General features: G+C 61.2%; 17 protein-coding genes and 1 pseudogene. 9 read left to right on the forward strand and 9 right to left on the reverse strand.

Features of this window, described 5'->3' with window-relative positions; translation table 11 throughout:
• Positions 1 to 191: 191 nt before the first annotated feature.
• From J5278_RS28535 to J5278_RS28550, 4 genes are all read left to right on the forward strand, one after another.
• Positions 192 to 815: a hypothetical protein gene (locus J5278_RS28535; RefSeq protein ID WP_209185681.1), complete on the forward strand. Its 624-nt coding sequence runs from the start codon at positions 192 to 194 to the stop codon at positions 813 to 815.
• 131 nt (positions 816 to 946) lie between these two features.
• Positions 947 to 1,804 (forward strand): cytochrome b/b6 domain-containing protein, encoded by an 858-nt coding sequence (locus tag J5278_RS28540; protein ID WP_209185682.1) that lies wholly within the window; start codon positions 947 to 949, stop codon positions 1,802 to 1,804.
• Positions 1,801 to 2,577: a molybdopterin-dependent oxidoreductase gene (locus tag J5278_RS28545; protein ID WP_209185683.1), complete on the forward strand. Its 777-nt coding sequence runs from the start codon at positions 1,801 to 1,803 to the stop codon at positions 2,575 to 2,577. Before J5278_RS28540 ends, J5278_RS28545 begins: the two co-directional genes overlap by 4 nt.
• A complete protein-coding gene (locus J5278_RS28550) occupies positions 2,555 to 2,980 on the forward strand; it encodes a DoxX family protein (protein WP_247749827.1) in 426 nt (141 codons plus the stop codon). Before J5278_RS28545 ends, J5278_RS28550 begins: the two co-directional genes overlap by 23 nt.
• 28 nt (positions 2,981 to 3,008) lie before the next feature.
• On the opposite strand, the gene J5278_RS28555 is transcribed toward J5278_RS28550, so the two are convergent.
• The 4 genes from J5278_RS28555 to J5278_RS28570 all read right to left on the reverse strand — a co-directional run bounded on the left by J5278_RS28555 (position 3,009) and on the right by J5278_RS28570 (position 8,785).
• Positions 3,009 to 3,884, reverse strand: coding sequence for a DUF5677 domain-containing protein (locus J5278_RS28555; RefSeq protein WP_209185684.1), 876 nt, complete (start codon positions 3,882 to 3,884; stop codon positions 3,009 to 3,011).
• 341 nt (positions 3,885 to 4,225) lie between these two features.
• Complete coding sequence (locus tag J5278_RS28560; protein WP_209185685.1) at positions 4,226 to 5,773, reverse strand: sodium:proton antiporter; 1,548 nt, start codon at positions 5,771 to 5,773, stop codon at positions 4,226 to 4,228.
• Between the two features lie 94 nt (positions 5,774 to 5,867).
• A complete protein-coding gene (gene cueR / locus J5278_RS28565) occupies positions 5,868 to 6,275 on the reverse strand; it encodes a Cu(I)-responsive transcriptional regulator (RefSeq protein ID WP_209185686.1) in 408 nt (135 codons plus the stop codon).
• Positions 6,272 to 8,785, reverse strand: coding sequence for a heavy metal translocating P-type ATPase (locus tag J5278_RS28570; protein ID WP_209185687.1), 2,514 nt, complete (start codon positions 8,783 to 8,785; stop codon positions 6,272 to 6,274). Before J5278_RS28570 ends, cueR begins: the two co-directional genes overlap by 4 nt.
• Before the next feature lie 157 nt (positions 8,786 to 8,942).
• On the opposite strand from J5278_RS28570, the gene J5278_RS28575 reads away from it, so the two are divergent.
• Positions 8,943 to 10,040: an RHE_PE00001 family protein gene (locus J5278_RS28575; protein WP_142824889.1), complete on the forward strand. Its 1,098-nt coding sequence runs from the start codon at positions 8,943 to 8,945 to the stop codon at positions 10,038 to 10,040.
• Between the two features lie 7 nt (positions 10,041 to 10,047).
• Here the strand turns inward: J5278_RS28575 and J5278_RS28580 are convergent, their stop codons facing one another.
• On the reverse strand, positions 10,048 to 11,271 hold the full coding sequence (locus J5278_RS28580; RefSeq protein WP_209185688.1) for an amidohydrolase family protein: 1,224 nt from the start codon (positions 11,269 to 11,271) through the stop codon (positions 10,048 to 10,050).
• A 79-nt stretch (positions 11,272 to 11,350) separates the two neighbouring features.
• Positions 11,351 to 12,514: a zinc-dependent alcohol dehydrogenase gene (locus tag J5278_RS28585; RefSeq protein WP_209185689.1), complete on the reverse strand. Its 1,164-nt coding sequence runs from the start codon at positions 12,512 to 12,514 to the stop codon at positions 11,351 to 11,353.
• Between the two features lie 344 nt (positions 12,515 to 12,858).
• On the opposite strand from J5278_RS28585, the gene J5278_RS28590 reads away from it, so the two are divergent.
• Complete coding sequence (locus J5278_RS28590) at positions 12,859 to 13,173, forward strand: helix-turn-helix transcriptional regulator (protein ID WP_280636334.1); 315 nt, start codon at positions 12,859 to 12,861, stop codon at positions 13,171 to 13,173.
• A gap of 42 nt (positions 13,174 to 13,215) precedes the next feature.
• Here the strand turns inward: J5278_RS28590 and aroQ are convergent, their stop codons facing one another.
• Together aroQ and J5278_RS28600 are read right to left on the reverse strand one after the other, a co-directional pair.
• Positions 13,216 to 13,653 carry a type II 3-dehydroquinate dehydratase gene (gene aroQ, locus J5278_RS28595; protein WP_209185690.1) on the reverse strand — a complete coding sequence of 146 codons (438 nt, stop codon included), beginning with the start codon at positions 13,651 to 13,653 and terminating at the stop codon, positions 13,216 to 13,218.
• Between the two features lie 114 nt (positions 13,654 to 13,767).
• Complete coding sequence (locus J5278_RS28600) at positions 13,768 to 14,076, reverse strand: DUF6074 family protein (protein ID WP_209185691.1); 309 nt, start codon at positions 14,074 to 14,076, stop codon at positions 13,768 to 13,770.
• Between the two features lie 193 nt (positions 14,077 to 14,269).
• Between J5278_RS28600 and J5278_RS28605 the strand changes: the two are divergent.
• A pseudogene (locus tag J5278_RS28605) lies at positions 14,270 to 15,256 on the forward strand (diguanylate cyclase domain-containing protein).
• 61 nt (positions 15,257 to 15,317) lie between these two features.
• Here the strand turns inward: J5278_RS28605 and J5278_RS28610 are convergent.
• A complete protein-coding gene (locus tag J5278_RS28610) occupies positions 15,318 to 16,358 on the reverse strand; it encodes a glutamine synthetase beta-grasp domain-containing protein (RefSeq protein ID WP_209185692.1) in 1,041 nt (346 codons plus the stop codon).
• A gap of 485 nt (positions 16,359 to 16,843) precedes the next feature.
• Here J5278_RS28610 and J5278_RS28615 point away from each other — a divergent pair, with 485 nt between their 5' ends.
• Entirely contained in the window at positions 16,844 to 17,053 is a 210-nt protein-coding gene (locus tag J5278_RS28615) for a DUF2735 domain-containing protein (RefSeq protein WP_209185693.1), read from the forward strand.
• Positions 17,054 to 17,218: 165 nt separating this feature from the next.
• Entirely contained in the window at positions 17,219 to 17,557 is a 339-nt protein-coding gene (locus J5278_RS28620) for a hypothetical protein (protein ID WP_209185694.1), read from the forward strand.
• The last annotated feature ends 119 nt before the right edge of the window (positions 17,558 to 17,676 follow it).

Raw genomic sequence — 17,676 nt, forward strand, 5'->3', positions numbered from 1 at the left:
GGAGTTTCAGTAAAACTCGCCTTCCTGTCTCACTATAGATTGATTGGCTGCTCTCGCACCTGAGCGATACGGTATATGTATTGCGCACGTCCGAATTTGCTTTTTGGCCATGCGACCCGAAATTGGCATGGCAGCAGGTGCTCGATTGCCCGAAGTCCGCCCGGTTGGGCGGTCAATCAAGGAAGAAAATCATGAACAGCAAACAGATGAAGACGGGCGCCCTGGCGCTGGCCGCCGGACTGATGATTTCCGCTATCGGCCTGCAGGGTGCGCAGGCTGCCGACAAGATCCGCGTGCGCGGCGTGGTCGAAAGCCTGAGCGGCGATACGCTGAAGGTCAAGTCGCGCGAAGGCAAGGATGTGATGATCATGCTGAAGTCCGGCTGGGCCGTCAACGGCATCGTCAAGGCCGACGTCAGCGACATCAAGCCAGGCGACTTCGTCGGGATTGCCTCCATGCCGACCGACAGCGGCGTCAATGGCGCGCTGGAAGTGCTGATCTTCCCGGCCGCCATGAAGGGCACCGGCGAAGGCGACTACGGCTGGGACCTGAAGCCGAAAAGCTCGATGACCAATGCAACGGTTGCGAGCGCCGTGACCTCCGTTAACGGTCCGACGCTGTCACTGACCTACAAGGGCGGCGAGAAGAAGATCTCCATCCCACCAGGCACGCCTGTCGTCACGATCGCCCCGGCCACCAAGAGCGACATTAAGGCTGGCGCCGGCGTGATCATCAACGGCACTACGGCAGGCGACAACATGGTCGAGGCTGACCGCGTCGTCGTCGGCATCAACGGCGTCGTTCCGCCTATGTGATCCAGCGCTCATGCGCTATCGTCATACGGCCCGGCTGCATCATGCAGTCGGGCTGTTCTGTTCGTCCGCTACAGCACCGTCGCCTTTCAAAATGACCCGGCTGCGTCAGCGGCATCGCACGAGGACTGCCCATGGCCAGCATCGAAGATATTGGGGTCGCTCCGCCGCCAGCGCCGGCAAAGATCTACATCAGGCGCCACTCGGTCGTAACCCGCGTCACCCACTGGATCAACGTACTCTGTCTGACGCTGCTGCTGATGAGCGGCATGCAGATCTTCAATGCCCATCCGCAGCTTCACTGGGGACAATACGGAGCGGTCGAGGACCCATCATGGTTCGAGATTGCCAGCACCGAGAACGGTGACAAGGTCATCGGCACCACCCGCATCGGCAGCCTGACGCTGACCACCACCGGCCTGCTCGGCGCGTCCCGGGTGGACGGCGAGATGACAGCAAGGGCCTTTCCGGCCTGGGCCACCATTCCGAGCTTCCAGGATCTGGCGACCGGCCGGCGCTGGCACTTCTTCTTCGCCTGGCTGTTCGTCATAAACGGCCTGCTCTACGTTCTCTACGGCCTGATCGGCGGCCACTTCCGTCGCGACCTCGCACCGACCACCCATGACATAGCCCTGCGCAATGTCTGGCAGGAGGTAAAGGATCATGCCCGGCTGCGCTTTCCCAAGGGAGAGAAGGCGCGCCGCTATAACGCGCTGCAGAAGCTGACCTATATCCTCGTGATCTTCATCCTGCTGCCGCTGATGATCGGCTCCGGGCTCACCATGTCTCCGGCGATGGATGCCGGCTATCCCTTCCTGCTCGACATATTCGGCGGCCGCCAGTCGGCCCGCGGTATCCACTTCATCGCCGCCTGGAGCCTCGTAGTCTTCGTCGTCGTCCATGTGATCATGGTCATTCTGTCTGGCCTCTGGAACAATATGCGCTCCATGGTGACCGGCCGCTATGCGATATCCGCGGAGACCAAGCCATGAGCAAGATCCTCTCCCGTCGCCGCTTCCTGATCGGTTCGGCCGCAGGCATCGGCGCCATCGGCCTTACCGGCTGCGACGATGTCGCCGGCAACCAGCAGGTCCAGAAGGTGCTGGCCATGGCGGAAAAGCTGACCATGGGCAGCCAGCGCCTGCTGGTGTCGCACCAGGCGCTGGCGCCAGAGTTCACCGAAGCCGAGATATCGCCGAGCTTCCATCCGAACGGCTCGACCCAGCCAAACAGCCCGGATTACGTCCGCATGAGCGAAACAGGCTTTGTGGACTGGCGCCTGAAGATCGACGGCATGGTCAACCAGCCGATGGAATTCTCGCTGGCCGACCTCAAGAAGCTGCCGTCGCGCACCCAGATCACCCGCCACGACTGTGTCGAAGGCTGGAGTGCTATCGGCAAATGGCAGGGCGTGCCGCTCGGGCTGATCCTGCAGACGGCGGGGCTGAAGCCGGGCGCCCGCTATGTGGTTTTGCATTGTGCCGATGAACTGGAGCAGACCCTCGACGGCAGCGGTGTCTACTACGAGAGCATCGACCTCATCGACGCGTTCCATCCGCAGTCGATCCTTGCCTATTCGCTGAACGGCAAGGATCTGGAAGTAGAGCACGGAGCGCCGCTGCGGCTGCGCGTCGAGCGCCATCTCGGCTACAAGCACGCGAAATATCTCATGCGCATCGAAATCCGCGACCGCTTCGACGACCTCTGGGGTGGCAAGGGCGGGTTCTGGGAGGACAGGGGCTATGAGTGGTATGCTGGCATCTGAGGCAAAGCCGCAGCGCTGGGGCGCACGCATCCCGCTCGCCGTGATCTACGCGGTCGCCGGTGCGTTTCATCTTGCCGTGCCCGACGTGTTCGTCACCATCACCCCGACCTGGGTCCCCAAGCCGCACGAGGTGATTATCGTCACCGGGATCTGCGAACTGGCAGGCGCCGCAGCCCTGCTCACCGGCCGCACGCGCGCCATCGCCGGCATCGCTCTCGCCGCTTACGCCGTCTGCGTCTACCCCGCCAACATCAAGCACGCCATCGACAGCCTCTCCGCCCCCACCCCACCTGTTCTCGGCTGGTGGTACCACGCCCCAAGGCTCGCCTTGCAGCCGGTACTAGTCTGGTGGGCGCTCTATGCGGGCGGCGTGCTGACGTGGCCGTTTGGCGGACGCAGGTGATGAAGGCGCTAAGCCGGCTTGGTATCTTTCAGTCGTATTCGCCGGCATAAAGATTGTCGAAGCTTTGGAAGAGCCGGATGTTCAGGCGTTCGATCCAGCCCATCGTGCGTTGCAAATTATCGTCATAGCAGTCGATCCGTTGAAGCCACAGACGGAAAGGCGTGATCGTGAACTTCACAACGGGCGTGATTGATCGAATATCGGCTGGACGATAGTCTGTGAAAGCTGCGAAGGTGCCATCTTCATTTCGCACTAAGCCCCAATCCATCGACTCGTTCCAGGAGCCGTGTATGGACTCCGACATCATGCCGTAAGTTGCCGGATAAAGGGAATCGCGTTCAACCGACGCGAAAATGTCGCGGAAGCTCTTTCCTTGCAACCGCCATTTATTCTTCCTCTGCTCGGCAAAATCGTCTTTTGTAAGACCTTCAAAATTCAACTTGTCTTGAACGGAAGCAAGCAAACGCTTGCCCGCTTTGGTATCAGAGAAGGGCGATCCTTCCTTTAGCTTTCTTAGCAATCTTAGGCGATCTTTATAGGAGCACTTGCGATAGTCCTCCATCACTGCACCATCGTTACGCATGAGATAGGTCGCGATCGTTGTTGCCTCGATCAAAGGCCGTTCGAAAATCGCAATCACCTCAGCATTTTCAGCTTTGTGAGATTTCACGCATTCCTTGAGGAGTTTTGACACTCTTACAAGCAATCCGAGGATTGGGGCGTCATCGATTGAAAATCCCGATGGGTTGCGGTCCAGATTGCGCAGCCGCGTTATACCATCATAGATATCTGCAACGTCCTTAAAAAATTGAAGCGAAAATACGTGTATTTCTTCGAGAGATTCAAAATGCTTCTCGATATAATCCGGCTTATACTTATTGGTTATTCTCTCAAATTCTTCCATTTCAAATCATACCATCGTGCAAAGCTGGGTGACAATAGCGAGCGCACCATACCTATTTAAGCGCAACTGATGCAGACTGCTCGAAACAGCCTCTAATGCGCGCCATTAAACTGCGCACGATCCTATATAGCTCTTGCACGTCGGGAAAAGTAGGCCGGCGCCCTGCTGCCGCGACCCTTGCCGCGCAAAGTCTGCAAAGGGTGCAGGCGCCTCGGTGCTTACCGACTTTTTCACAAGTGCCCATGCCGCGATAGAACCCGATTCATTCGCTGACAAGCGCGCTATCGGACATACTTCCCGTCAATCGAGATCATAAGTCCCGAGACCCGCTAGCGACACCGCTACCCCTCGACAATCTCGAACCTGTCCGGTGGCGAGGCGGCCATTTCGGCCCAGTCCAGTTCCTGCTCGAGGGCGTGGAAGACGTCGTCGTCGATGGAGCCGGTGCGGCGGAGTTGGGCGAGTTTGACGCGTTTGGCCTTGATGGAGCGACGCCGGAGGCTGTCGAGTTCGCTTTTTTCGCGCGGGTGGATGCCGTTGGCGGTGAGCTTGCGGTCCCCCTCGTAGATCGCCCGGAGCGTCCGCACCTCGTCTGTTTCCTCCAGCGTGTCGAGGTCGGCAAGGGCGGTGTCGAGCAGCATCATGCGAGCATTCGTGATGCCCTCGCGCATGGAGTCGTCGTTGCCGAATTTCAGGATGCGGATGAGCGGCCCGAGCGTCAGCCCCTGGAGTATCAGGGTGCCGAGAACGACCGTCAGGGCGGCAAAGACGATGAGGTCGCGGGACGGGAAATCCGCCGGAAGAGCAATCGCCGTTGCCAGCGTCAGCAAGCCGCGCATGCCGCACCAGCCCGCGACAAGGCTCATGCCGACAGTCGGCGGCTCCTCGGAGACCAGCTTGCGGCGTGCCAGATAATTGATGACGCGGTTATAAAGCATCACCCATCCGAGCCGGACCAGAACAACCACAAGCAGGATGGCGCCGCCGAAGGCAAAGGCGAATTCGATGTTTTTCGGGTAAAGCTGCTGGATCGTCTCGCGCGCCTGCATGCCCATCAGCAGGAAGGCGAGCACGTTGAACATGAAGATCGTCGCCTCCCAGACCGAATAGGAATGGATGCGATTTCGCGCCGTCTGGCGTTCCGGCATGTAGCGGGCGATCACCATGGCGTAGGCGACGATGGCGAGTACCGCCGACAGATGCAGGCGCTCGGCAATCACCCAGGTGCCGAACGTCGCGACGAATTCGAACAGCGAGCCGCCCAGCGTGCCTGCCAACCGCGGCGCAATGAAGATGTAGAGAAATCCGAGCGCTATGCCGAGCACCAGGCCTCCGGGGGCTGCCAGCGCCAGTTCCGGGATGACGACGGACGCCGAATTTCCACCTGTGGAAAACGCCACGGCAGCGCCGAAGATCAGCAGCGCCACGGCGTCGTTAAGCAGGCTCTCGCCTTTCAAAACCGCAAATGTTCGGCGCGGCAGTGCGAACCGGCTAAGCATCGCACTTGCCGCCGCTGCATCCGGCGGCGCGACGATGGCTCCGAGCGCAACCGCAGCGGCAACAGGCAGCCTGGCAAAGGTAACGCCGACGAAGGCGACGGCTGCCGTCGTCAGGATGACAGCGATGGCGGCAAGCGAAATCAGCGGCACCCAGTTTTCACGCAGCGCTCTCGGCGGCAGGTCGTAGGCGGCATCGAACAGGGCCGGTGCGATGAAGATGGCGAGCGCCAGCTGCGGATCGATCGAGATCGTCGGCGCCCAGGGAAGGGTCGCCACCAGCAGGCCGGCGACAGCCAGCATCGTCGGATAGGGAATCATCAGCCGGCGCGATGGCTGCAGGAATACGATTGCCACCAGCAGCAGCGTCAGCAGGCTCTCGAAAAACGCCATGGTCTAAATTTCTCCAATCGCGCTATCTTGGTCGAAAGCGGCATTCGGCAAGCGTCAGGCTGGAGAAATCGTCTGGAGACGTTGGACGTTGGCTCTAAGAGGGCTGCCCGTTGCCCGGGCCCTCGGCGAGCTCTTCCAGGATCGGGCAATCCGGACGGTCGTTGCCGTGGCAGGCGTGCACCAGGGTTTCGAGGGTGCGGCGCAGCTCGCTCAATTCGCGGATCTTCCGGTCGATCTCGCTGAGCTTGGCGCTGGCGATCTGGCGCACGTCGGCACTGGCGCGGTCGCGATCTCCATAGAGTGCCAGCAGCTGGCGGCATTCCTCGACGGAGAAGCCGAGGCCCCGGGAGCGCTGCAGGAAGCGCAGCTTGTGGATGTCGGCCTCGCGGTAGTCGCGATAACCGTTGCCGCTGCGGTCGGGGCTGACAAGGCCGATCTCCTCGTAGTAGCGGATGGTCTTTGCCGGCAGGCCCGACCGTTCCGATGCATCGCCGATGTTCATGTCGCCTCCTGAAGCTTTTCGTGGCGCAGCCGGAGGGCATTTGCGATCACCGAGACGGAAGACAGGCTCATGGCCGCCGCCGCGATCATCGGCGACAGCAGCAGGCCGAACACCGGATAGAGAATGCCTGCGGCCAGCGGAATGCCGAGCGCATTGTAGCCGAAGGCGAAGATCAGGTTCTGGCGGATGTTGCGGATCGTCGCCTGCGACAGGCGTCGGCCCCTGAGGATGCCGCCAAGATCGCCCTTCACCAGCGTGATGCCGGCGCTCTCCATCGCCACATCTGCGCCGGTGCCCATGGCAATGCCGACATCGGCTGCGGCCAGCGCCGGCGCATCGTTGATACCGTCGCCCGCCATCGCCACCCGGGCGCCTGCGGCGTGCAGAGCATCGATCAGCGCCTTCTTGCCCTCCGGCAACAACCCGGCATGAACCTCGTCGATGCCCAGCTGCCGGGCAACAGCTTCGGCCGTCGCGGCCGCATCGCCTGTCGCCATGATGATTTTCAGGCCGCTCTCGTGCAGGGCAGCAATGGCTGCAGCTGCCGTCGGCTTCATCCGGTCGGCAACAGCGAGCAGGCCGGCGAGCTTGCCGTCGATGGCGAGGAAAACCACAGTCCTGCCTTCATCGCGCAAGCTCTCTGCCCGGTCGCGAAGCGGTCCCGGATCGGCGCCCAGCGCCTCCATCATCGCCGCATTGCCGAGGCCGACGGATTTTCCCTTGATGACGCCGCCAACGCCCATGCCGGTCGTTGCCTTGAAGTCGGTAGCGGCGGCATCCTCGATGCCCCGTCGCTTCGCGGCCTCGAGGATGGCGGCGGCCAGTGGATGCTCGGAGCCCTGTTCGAGACCTGCCGCCAGCTGTAGCAGCCGGTCCTCTGTCATGCCCTCGACAGCGACGAGATCGGTGAGTTCGGGCTTGCCCTCGGTCAGCGTGCCCGTCTTGTCGATCACCAGCGTATCGACGCCGGCAAAGCGCTCCAGCGCTTCGGCATCACGGATGAGTACCCCCTCGCGCGCGCCGCGGCCGGTGGCGATCATCACCGACATCGGCGTCGCCAGGCCCAGCGCGCAGGGGCAGGCGATGATCAGCACGGCGACCGCCGCCATCAGCGCATGGGCGAGCCGTGGCTCCGGCCCGACCGCCATCCAGATGACGAAGGTCGCCAGCGCGGTCAGTACGACAGTCGGCACAAAGACCGCCGAGACCCGATCGACCATGCCTTGCACCGGCGCTCGCGTGCGCTGCGCCAGCGCCACCATGCCGACGATGCGCGACAGCGTCGTATCGGCGCCGATCTTCTCGGCCACCATCACCATGGTGCCGTTACCATTGATGGTGCCGCCGGTGAGCATCGCGCCAACCTGCTTTTCGACGGGCAGGGCCTCGCCCGAGATCATTGATTCATCGACCGTCGAGCTGCCTTCGGCAACCGTGCCATCGACCGGCACCCGTTCGCCGGGACGCAGCCGCAGGCGATCACCGAGGCGCACCAGATCGAGCGCCACCGTCTGGTCCGTGCCATCTGGCCCGACCCGCTGTGCCGTGTCAGGCGCGAGGGCCATCAGGGCGCGGATGGCAGAGCCGGTCTGTTCGCGTGCCTTGAGTTCGAGCACCTGGCCGACAAAGACCAGCGCCACGACGACGGCCGCAGCCTCGAAATAGACCGGCACGCCGGTGCCATGGGCCGTCATGGCCATCGGAAAAAGATCGGGCGCCAGCAGGGCGACGACGCTATAGAGATAAGCGGCGCCGACGCCGAGACCGATCAGGGTCCACATGTTCGGGCTGCGGTTGAGCACCGAATTCCAGGCCCGGCGGAAAAAGGGCAGGGCAGCCCAGAGCACCACCGGCGTTGCCAGCAGAAGCTCGATCCAGCCAGTCAGGCGCTCGCCGATCAGGGTGTCGAAAGGCAGGCCGACCATCGGCCCCATACCGAGAACAAGTAATGGCACAGCAAGGACCACACTCACAAAGAGCCGGCGCATGAAGTCGGCAAGCTCCGGGTTCGGGCCTTCGTCTGCGGCCGGAACGCCCATCGGCTCCAGCGCCATGCCGCATTTCGGGCAATCGCCGGGCTTGTCGCTGACGATTTCGGGGTGCATCGGGCAGGTGTACTGGGTGCCCGCAGGCATTGCCGAAGCGGCAGGGGCCGCTCCATCGACATAGGCTGCCGGGTTGGCTTCGAACTTCGCCTGGCAACCGGCCGAGCAGAAATAGTGTTTCGCGCCCTCGTGCCGCAGGAAATGCGCCGCCGTCGCCCGGTCGACAGACATGCCGCAAACAGGGTCTCGGGCCGTCAGGAATGCACCCGGGTCAGCCTCGAATTTCGTCCGGCATCCGTTGCAGCAGAAATGGTATGTGCGGCCTTCGTAAGCCAGATGCGGCTTACCCGCATCGGGATCGACGATCATGCCGCAGACGGGATCGCGGGTGACGGGCTGCATGCCATTGCCGGAGGCATGGGAGTGACCATGATGCGCGTCGTGATGGTGGGCGTTCGATGCCATGGCAGTACTCCAAACCCCGTTGAGGTTTCGCTTTATGAACCTTCCAGCGACTGGAGGGTCAAGCAGTTTCTTTGCATTGGACAAACGAGACCGGCAACTACCTGGAAGCCAGCTCGTGTGTTAGCTTCAGGCAATCGACACGTGCGAAATGATTCCAATGCGATATGAGCTTTCTGCGGCACAGATGTCCGCCCTCCTTCCGGCCATCATTCATGCCGAAGACCGGTTGGCCCGGCTGGACGAACGGGTGCTGCGCCACGCCATCGGCGACGGATTTCGCGAGCGCGGCCATTTCTTCGATGCCGTCGCGGCTCTCTGGGTTGGCGGTGAACTGGTGCATGTCGAGGATCTCGTGCTGCACGACGCCCATATGGATGCCCGCACGCCGACCCATGAACTGACCATCGCCCACGCGCTGCTCCGCACGCGGCGCCGGCTGTGGCAGGCGGAGCCCGGCTGGGGGCTCGATCCAGCCGGCATTGCGGCCTTGCGCGGATCGGGCGAGACGGGCGGCAGCGAAGCGTCGACTGCGACCGCCGATCCCGAGTCGGAGACCGGGGCCGAAGATGCCTTCAGCCTGGAGATGGCAGCGATCGATGCGGTGCTGGCCCGCTCGGACCGGCTTCTGGAGGAGACCAAAGGCCGCGCGCCGGAAACCAAGGCAGCCGTGGATCACGATCCGCTGGGCCTGATCCACGACGATGAATGGGATGAAAGCGAGCGCCTGCGCGAATGGCGCTCCGTGATCGGTGATGCAGACGGGATGCCGCCTGCACTGGGCGCAGCAGTGCTTTACGATGCCTGGGAACGCCTTGAGCCGCTGCGTCGGCAGCACTGGCTTGGGGGGCTTCTAACGGCCAGCTATCTCCGGTCGCGCGGCAAGGTGACCTCGCACCTGTTCTGCCTCAATGTCGGGATGAAGGCCATCCGCTTCGAGCGCCGGCGCGCACCCGACCGCCTCACGCGGCTGACCGCTTTTCTCGAGGCAATGGCGGAGGCGGCCGAGGCGGGGCTGAAGGAACTGGACCGGCTGACGCTGGCAAGGACGCAGATGGAGCGACGGCTCAAGGATCGCCGCTCCAACAGCAGCCTGCCGGCAACCATCGACCTCGTGCTGTCGCGACCGATCGTCTCAGCCGGCATGGTGGCCCGCCATGCCGGTATAACCCCGCGCGGCGCCCTTAATCTTGTCGCCGATCTCGGCATCCGCGAAATGACCGGGCGCGGGCGCTACCGAGGATGGGGCGTGCTTTGAGCGGAGGTCAAGGCCTGATCAGCCGTCCGCGCGGCCGCTCGAAAGTCTTGCGGCCACTTTTCCAGCCAGCCAGTACCGGCCTGATTTCGCGAACGATCTCAGCCGGATCGTTACCATCGATGAGGATCATGTCGGCCGGCGCGCCGATTTTGATATGACGCTCCCGTCCCATCAGTCGCGCAGCGCCGTCGGTGACCATTGCAAAGACGCCCAGCATGTCTGCATCGAGGGAAGCCTGCGCCACATTGGCGTAGAGATTGGCCATACGGATCAGCGACGCGTCGCCGTAGGGGGTGAAAGGGTTCATGACATTATTAGTTGCGATCGATGTCACCACGCCGAGCTTTGCCAGATCCAGGGCCGGGGCGACGCCGCGCGGCACCAGATGATCTCGGTCGCGGCCGGTCAGAAAGAGGTCCGTGGACGGCAGCACCGTCACTGCGACACCGGCGTCGGCTAGCCGGCTACCGATCTCGGAAACCGCCTGCGGCGGCATTGCCGAAAGCTTGGTCACATGGCCGACCGAGACCCGCCCACTGTAACCGCGCGCCATCGTCTCTGAAATCACCGAGGGAAGGTTGGAGTTCTCTGGGTCCAGATCGAAATCGAGATGGAAGTCCACCGCTGTGCCGAAACGCTCCGCAAGATCGAAGATAAGGCGGATATGCTCCTTGGGGTCGGGATCGGTGTATGGACAGCCACCGACCAGATCAGCGCCGTCGGCAAGCGCCTGCGCCAGCATAGCCTCGGTTTCCGGCTCCTGTGTCAGCCCCTCCTGCGCAAAGGCGCAGATCTCGATATCGATGGCCCATGCATAGTCCGCTTTCAGCTGGCGGATAGCATCGAAAGAGCGAAACCCGGCGCGAGGGTCGATCTCGACAAAAGTGCGCAGAAGGGTCGTTCCCTGCAGGATAGCACGCTCCAGCACGATGGCTGCGCGGGCATAGACGTCCTCGACGGTAAAGCCGGCTTTCGCCCGCGCCGTTTCCCGCACTGCTTCGGCAAGCGTCCCCTCGCAGATAGTGCATCTGCCGAGGATGCCGGCCTTGTCGAGATGGATGTGGCTGTCGACGAACCCGCTGCAGAGATATCCGCCGCTGGCGTCTTCGACATGGCCTTCGAATGTGAGGGAGGGAGCGATTGCGGCGATCAGGCCGTTGGCGACACCGACATCCACTGGCGTCGGTTGGCCGGGCAGGCGGGCATTGGCGATGACGAAGTCAAATGGCATGGGCATCCCCGGAAAAGACTATCTCCGAGGTTTAAAGGGGCAGGGCGACCCCAAGCAAGGGCCGCCCTGTGAAAATCGGTCAGGCGTTAGGGTGGATGACCACCTTGACGCAGCCATCTTTCTTGTCGCGGAAAATCTTGTAGGCTTCCGGACCGTCTTCGAGGCCGATGCGATGGGTTATAATGAAGGAAGGATCGATCTCGCCCTCGACGATGCGCTTCATCAACGGCTCGAGATGGCGCTGGACATGGGTCTGGCCCATCTTGAAGGTGAGCGCCTTTCCGAACGCCGCACCGAGCGCAACCGGAACAGCCGCGCCTACGAAGACGCCGGGCAGCGAAACAGTGCCCCCGGGGCGGCAGGCCATGATTGCCTGCTGCAGCGCATAGGGCCGCTCCATCGAAGTGAGGTCGGTCTGCAGGGTTTCCATGATGCCGCCTTCGCCATGGCTTTCCATGCCGACGGCTTCGATGACCGAATCCGGTCCCTTGCCGTTGGTCATTTCGACGATGCGCTGCTGCAGGTCACCTGCCGCATAATCGAGCGTCTCGGCGCCTGACTGGCGAGCCAGCGCCAAGCGTTCCGGCACGGTGTCGATGGCGATAACGCGCTCGGCGCCGAGCATGAAAGCCGACTTGATGGCGAACAGGCCGACCGGACCGCAGCCGAAGACGGCAACGGTGTCACCCCGCTGGATGTTGCAGTTCTCCGCCGCCTGGTAGCCCGTCGGGAAGATATCCGACAGGAAGAGCACCTGCTCGTCGGAGAGGCCTTCCGGAACCTTGATCGGACCGACATCCGCATAGGGCACGCGGAGGTATTCTGCCTGGCCGCCCGGGAACCCGCCATAGAGATGAGAGAAGCCGAAAAGGCCGGCAGTAGCATAGCCCATCTGCTTGGCCTGTTCGGCGCCAGCAGGATTGGAGCGTTCGCAAAGCGACCACATGCCCGACTGGCACATGCGGCATTCACCGCAGCCGATGGTGAAGGGCACGACGATCCTGTCGCCCACTTTGAGCTTTTTGTTGTCCGAGCCGACTTCGACCACTTCTCCCATAGTCTCGTGGCCCATTACGTCGCCCGACTTCATGCCGGGCGCAAAGCCGCCCATGAGATGGAGATCAGAGCCGCAGATGGCGCAACTTGTGACCTTGATGATTGCGTCGCGGGAATGGAGAATTTTCGGATCCGGAACAGTGTCGCAACGGATGTCTTCTTTGCCGTGCCAGCAGAGTGCGCGCATGGGGAGGTCCTTCGATGGTTCAGGCGGTGGAGCCTGAAAATCGAACGACGACCTATTGGATAGGTTCCCATTTTTCGAGGAAAGCTGGTCGGCCAACCTCAGGCAAAAAGGCCTGTTGGGCCAAATGCCTGCAAGCCTGTATGAGAGATGTCCAAAAAATATCTGCCGAGATCGCCTCCCCAGCAGGGCGAACGGGAGACAAGCGGCATGGTTCTGGGGTAGAGTACACAATTAGCACGCGTAAAAGTGGTTAAATGCGCTCACGTTAATCAGTCCGACATTTTAGATTGGACTTTATTAGGTCCGGATGCTAATTTTTAAACAAATTTTCAAGGAATTTCATTTTGGAAAACCCTATCTTCGAGCAAAAGTCAACGTTCCTGAGCGCTATGGCCAATGAACAGCGGCTGCGTGTTCTCGATATCCTGACGCGGGGCGAAATGCCGGTCGGCGCATTGGCCGATATGATCGGGCTTAGCCAGTCGGCGCTGTCGCAGCACCTCGCGAAGCTTCGCTCGGCCCACATGGTGAAGACCCGCCGCGATGCGCAGACGGTCTACTACACCGTCAATTCGGAAAGTGTTCGCAAGGTCCTGGCGCTGCTCGAGGAAATCTTCGATGCCCCAGAGGTCAAGGCAGAGGAACTCAAGGCGAGCTGATTTAAAGTCGGCTGGCTTTTTCAGGTTTGCTGCAGCAAGACGCTAGGTCTTCAGCAGCGAGCCGATCCTGCGGATGGCCAGTTGATAGCCTTCCGTACCGAGACCGGCAATAACGCCGTCTGCGCGGCTCGACACGAAGCTATGGTGCCGAAATTCCTCGCGCTTGTGAACATTCGAAATGTGCACTTCGATCACCAGTCCGTCATAGGCGTTCAGCGCGTCGAGAATGGCAACTGACGTGTGGGTGAATGCGGCCGGATTGATGACGATGGCCGCCGCCTCGTCACGGGCCGCATGGATCCAGTCGATAATCTCGTATTCCCGGTTGCTCTGCTCGAAGCGGATCGTATGGCCGAACTCCTGCGCCACCCGGTGGCAATCGGCTTCCACCATCGACAGGGTCTCGTGGCCATAGACCTCCGGTTGGCGCTTGCCGAGCAGGTTCAGGTTGGGGCCGTTGAGGATGTAGATCAGGCTCATGGTATTTTCTCGACTGTCGCGAAGGCTCATGCCAACTGCCGACACCAAGGCTACAGCATCGTACCCGTTGCTGTCGACCACCGTCTCGACGACACCTTAAACTGTCAGCCGAGATCAGCCCTGCTTTTCGGCCGGCGCCTCGTCATGCTGGCGATCCTGGTGGCGGCGCACAAGCTCGGCCTGCACCTCGTCCTGAAACAGCATCACCTGCCGGCGAACGTCATCTTCGGAAAGGCCCACCGCCGTCAGCTGCGCGGCCAGCCTGCGGCATTCCGTTTTCCAGTAATCGACAGCGTCGGTGCCATGCTTGTCGTCCAGTTCACGCGCACAACGCTCGATATCACCCGCACGACTTGCCACCGGAAACACCACGATATTGCCATTGCCAACGACACTTAGCAGTTCACTCAACTTCGACGCCATGCGACTCAAAACCCTCGTTTACTGCTCCCTGTTTACGCGCAGTTGGTTAACGGTCTCTTGGCGAGGGGACCGGAATGGCACAACCGCGCCCTCTACCTTTCCATGACATCTGCCTTATGTCTAAAGGAGGCGAAAAGCGGTGGAGGAAAGGGTGCAAGGACTTGGGCTGAAGCCAGACAACGAGGCGGAACGGCTGATTGCCGTCCGTTCCCTGAGTTCTGCACGCGGTGGCACGACCACCGAAATGGAAGCTCTGGCAGGACTTGCCCGCAATGTTTTCGGAACTGCCTTTGCGGCCATCAACATCGTAGAGGAGGACTGGCTTCGCATAGCCGGACAGGCGGGCCTGGTGCTCGGCGATTGCGGCCGCGACCAGTCGATCTGCACACGGGTCGTCTACGGCAACGACCTGCTCGTCGTCCCCGATCTGAAGGAAGATCCCGAGCTCAGGCATCTCCCCTTCGTCGACGGCAATCCCTTTTTCCGCTTTTATGCAGGAGCACCGGTCGAGCTCGATCCGGGGTTGGCAGTGGGCGCATTCTGTATTCTCGACACCCATCCGCGCGAGCTCGACGTCTTGCAGATCGAGACATTGCGAAACTTTGCGGTGGTCGCCAGCGCTCTGTTGCGGCTGCAAAAGTCGAATATCGTCATGTCGCTCACCGAGCAGGATCTCCGCACGGCGGCGATGACGGATCCGCTCACCGGTTTCTTCAACCGATCGGCGCTGCCGGCCTTCGTCGATAGCGCTTTGACAAAGGCCCTCGAATCCGACCGCCCGTTCGGAGCGCTCTATATCGACCTTGACGGGTTCAAGGCGATCAATGACCGGCTCGGCCATCACGGCGGCGACGATATCCTGCGCTAAGGGGCGGAGCGCATCCGCGCAGTCATCCGCTCGAGCGACATCGTCGTGCGCATGGGCGGCGACGAGTTTGCCATCTTCTCTCCGGAACTCGGCAACCCCGGAGCAACAGCCGCATTGGCGGAACGGGTAGTCGGGGCCTTCCGTGAGCCTTTTGTGATCGAGGGGGAAATGATCCGCGTCAGCGTCAGCGTCGGAGCGGCCGTGGCACCGGAGGCCGGCAATGATCGGCAGACGCTTCTGAAGAATGTCGACGACGCACTGTACCGGGCGAAATCGGCAGGACGCGACCAGTTCGCCTTGTACCGCCAATAAACAAAAAAATGGGCCGCGACCCTTTCAGGAGGCGGCCCATCGATGACGCAACAGACTAACCTTATGCGGCGGCGGAGACGCTGCCTTCGGTCGGAACTTCTGCAATGGTCTTCAGGATCTGCGAAGCGATCTGGTAGGGGTCGCCCTGGGAGTTCGGACGACGATCTTCGAGGTAACCCTTGTAGTCGTTCTTGACGAACGAGTGCGGCACGCGGATCGATGCACCACGGTCGGCAACGCCGTAGGAGAACTTGTTCCACGGAGCAGTTTCGTGCTTGCCGGTGAGGCGCTTGTCGTTGTCAGGACCGTAGACATTGATGTGGTCCATCAGGTTCTTTTCGAAGGCTGCCATCAGGGCTTCGAAATAGGCCTTGCCGCCGACTTCACGCATATAGGCGGTCGAGAAGTTGGCGTGCATGCCCGAACCGTTCCAGTCTGTGTCGCCGAGCGGCTTGCAGTGATATTCGATATCGACGCCGTACTTTTCGGTCAGGCGCTGCAGCAGGTAGCGGGCTATCCACATTTCGTCGGCGGCGCGCTTGGAGCCCTTGCCGAAGATCTGGAACTCCCACTGACCCTTCGCCACTTCGGCGTTGATGCCTTCGTGGTTGATGCCGGCTGCGAGGCAGATGTCGAGGTGCTCTTCGACGATCTGGCGCGCGATGCTGCCAACGTTCGAATAGCCGACGCCCGTGTAGTAAGGACCTTGCGGAGCAGGATAGCCGGCTTCTGGGAAGCCCAGCGGACGACCGTTCTCGTAGAAGAAGTATTCCTGCTCGAAGCCGAACCAAGCGCCGGCATCGTCGAGGATGGTAGCGCGGGAATTGCTAGGATGCGGCGTGACGCCGTCCGGCATCATGACTTCACACATGACGAGAACGCCGTTCAAGCGCTCACTGTCCGGAAAAACGGCAACGGGCTTCAGCACGCAATCGGAGCTGCGGCCTTCGGCCTGCATCGTCGACGATCCGTCGAAACCCCAGAGAGGCAGCTCCTCGAGAGTTGGGAATGCGGCGAATTCCTTGATCTGCGTCTTGCCGCGCAGATTGGGAACCGGCGTGTAACCGTCGAGCCAGATGTACTCGAGTTTATATTTCGTCATGGCGAACCTCTCATAGGTTTACGAAGCTAAGGTCAGTAAAGTCTATCGGCGTCGGCGGCCCCGGATCGTGGCCGTCCACGTTTGCCAAGAGACATGCATTTGCTATGCCAGTTTCTGCGCCAACCCCTTCGCAACGCCATCTTCCAGCGGTTGGCACACTTCTTTAACCAGAATATTCTAAAATTCACATATTCAAGAGGCCAGCGCGCTGCGTTGGTGGCGACATCTGCGGCCTTTTCCGCATGGAAGCGCATCTTCCGGTTCGCTTCGCTCACGGCATAGGCCGGCACAACGCTGACAATGATCTGTCAGCGTAAATTTACGCCACAATATCACCACGATTTCCCTTGCGGAAAACGGCGAATTGCCTACATATTCAACATAATGATTTCTTTTTAATCATTTCGAGCAAATGGCAGGCAGACATGTTACATTGAGAATGCCGGGAGTCGTGATCTCCACGGGGAAACGAAAGATAGACATCAATGGCAAACACACACGCAGAAACGGCAACGATCTACCAGTTTCCCATCATCACCCGTAAGGTCCGACACGACCTCGGTGGTGACGCGACCGTCGTATTGCTCGACCGAAAGCTCAATCGGTTTTCCGAAGGCGCGTATGCTGATGCTGCCTATGGTGGCAGCTGGTATCATGACGCGGCTATCGAAGCCGAGCACAAGCCGAAGTCCTGATCCCCAGATCCGGCGCGGACGTCCAGGGGCTTCCGCTGCTCCGTGGCTTGCGGTCAAAGCTGAAACCTGTGCCTACACATGCGCGAACCGAAACCATCACGCTCCTAACCATGGGAACATATCCCATCCTGACTGGTTGCTACTTTTCAACCTCAGGAGGACATCATGGCCGAAGAATTCCCACCGAAACCCGCTACGCCGCTGGGCATCATCGAGCCCTCCGACGCGCCGCTCGTCGATGAAGCCCTGGCGCAGCCGAAGTCCGACTTTTCAGATACCGTCGCCGACCAGGTTGAAGCGCTGAAGGCCGAGGTCGCTAGCCTGTCGACTGCCATAGCCGATATGACCCATGCGGCGCGCACCAGGCTCAAGTCAAACGCGAATGCGGTAGAGGCCGTGGTCGACGAGACCGTCAGGCTGCACCCGGTCCTCAGCGTTCTGACCGCAGCCGGCATGGGATATCTCCTGGCACTGGCCTTCCACGGCGTCAACCGCCACCGCTGATCCGCCCGCAATCCTTTCGTCTCCCTCGCGCCAGACTCCGGCGCAGGGGGCGAAAGTGCATCCGGGCACAGAACAAAGGCCACGCGCCTGCGTTGTGTCGATGACGGAACTCTGGAGAC

Origin of the sequence: Rhizobium sp. B21/90, from assembly GCF_019355815.1 — a bacterium.
GTDB classification, from domain to species: Bacteria; Pseudomonadota; Alphaproteobacteria; order Rhizobiales; family Rhizobiaceae; genus Rhizobium; species Rhizobium rhododendri.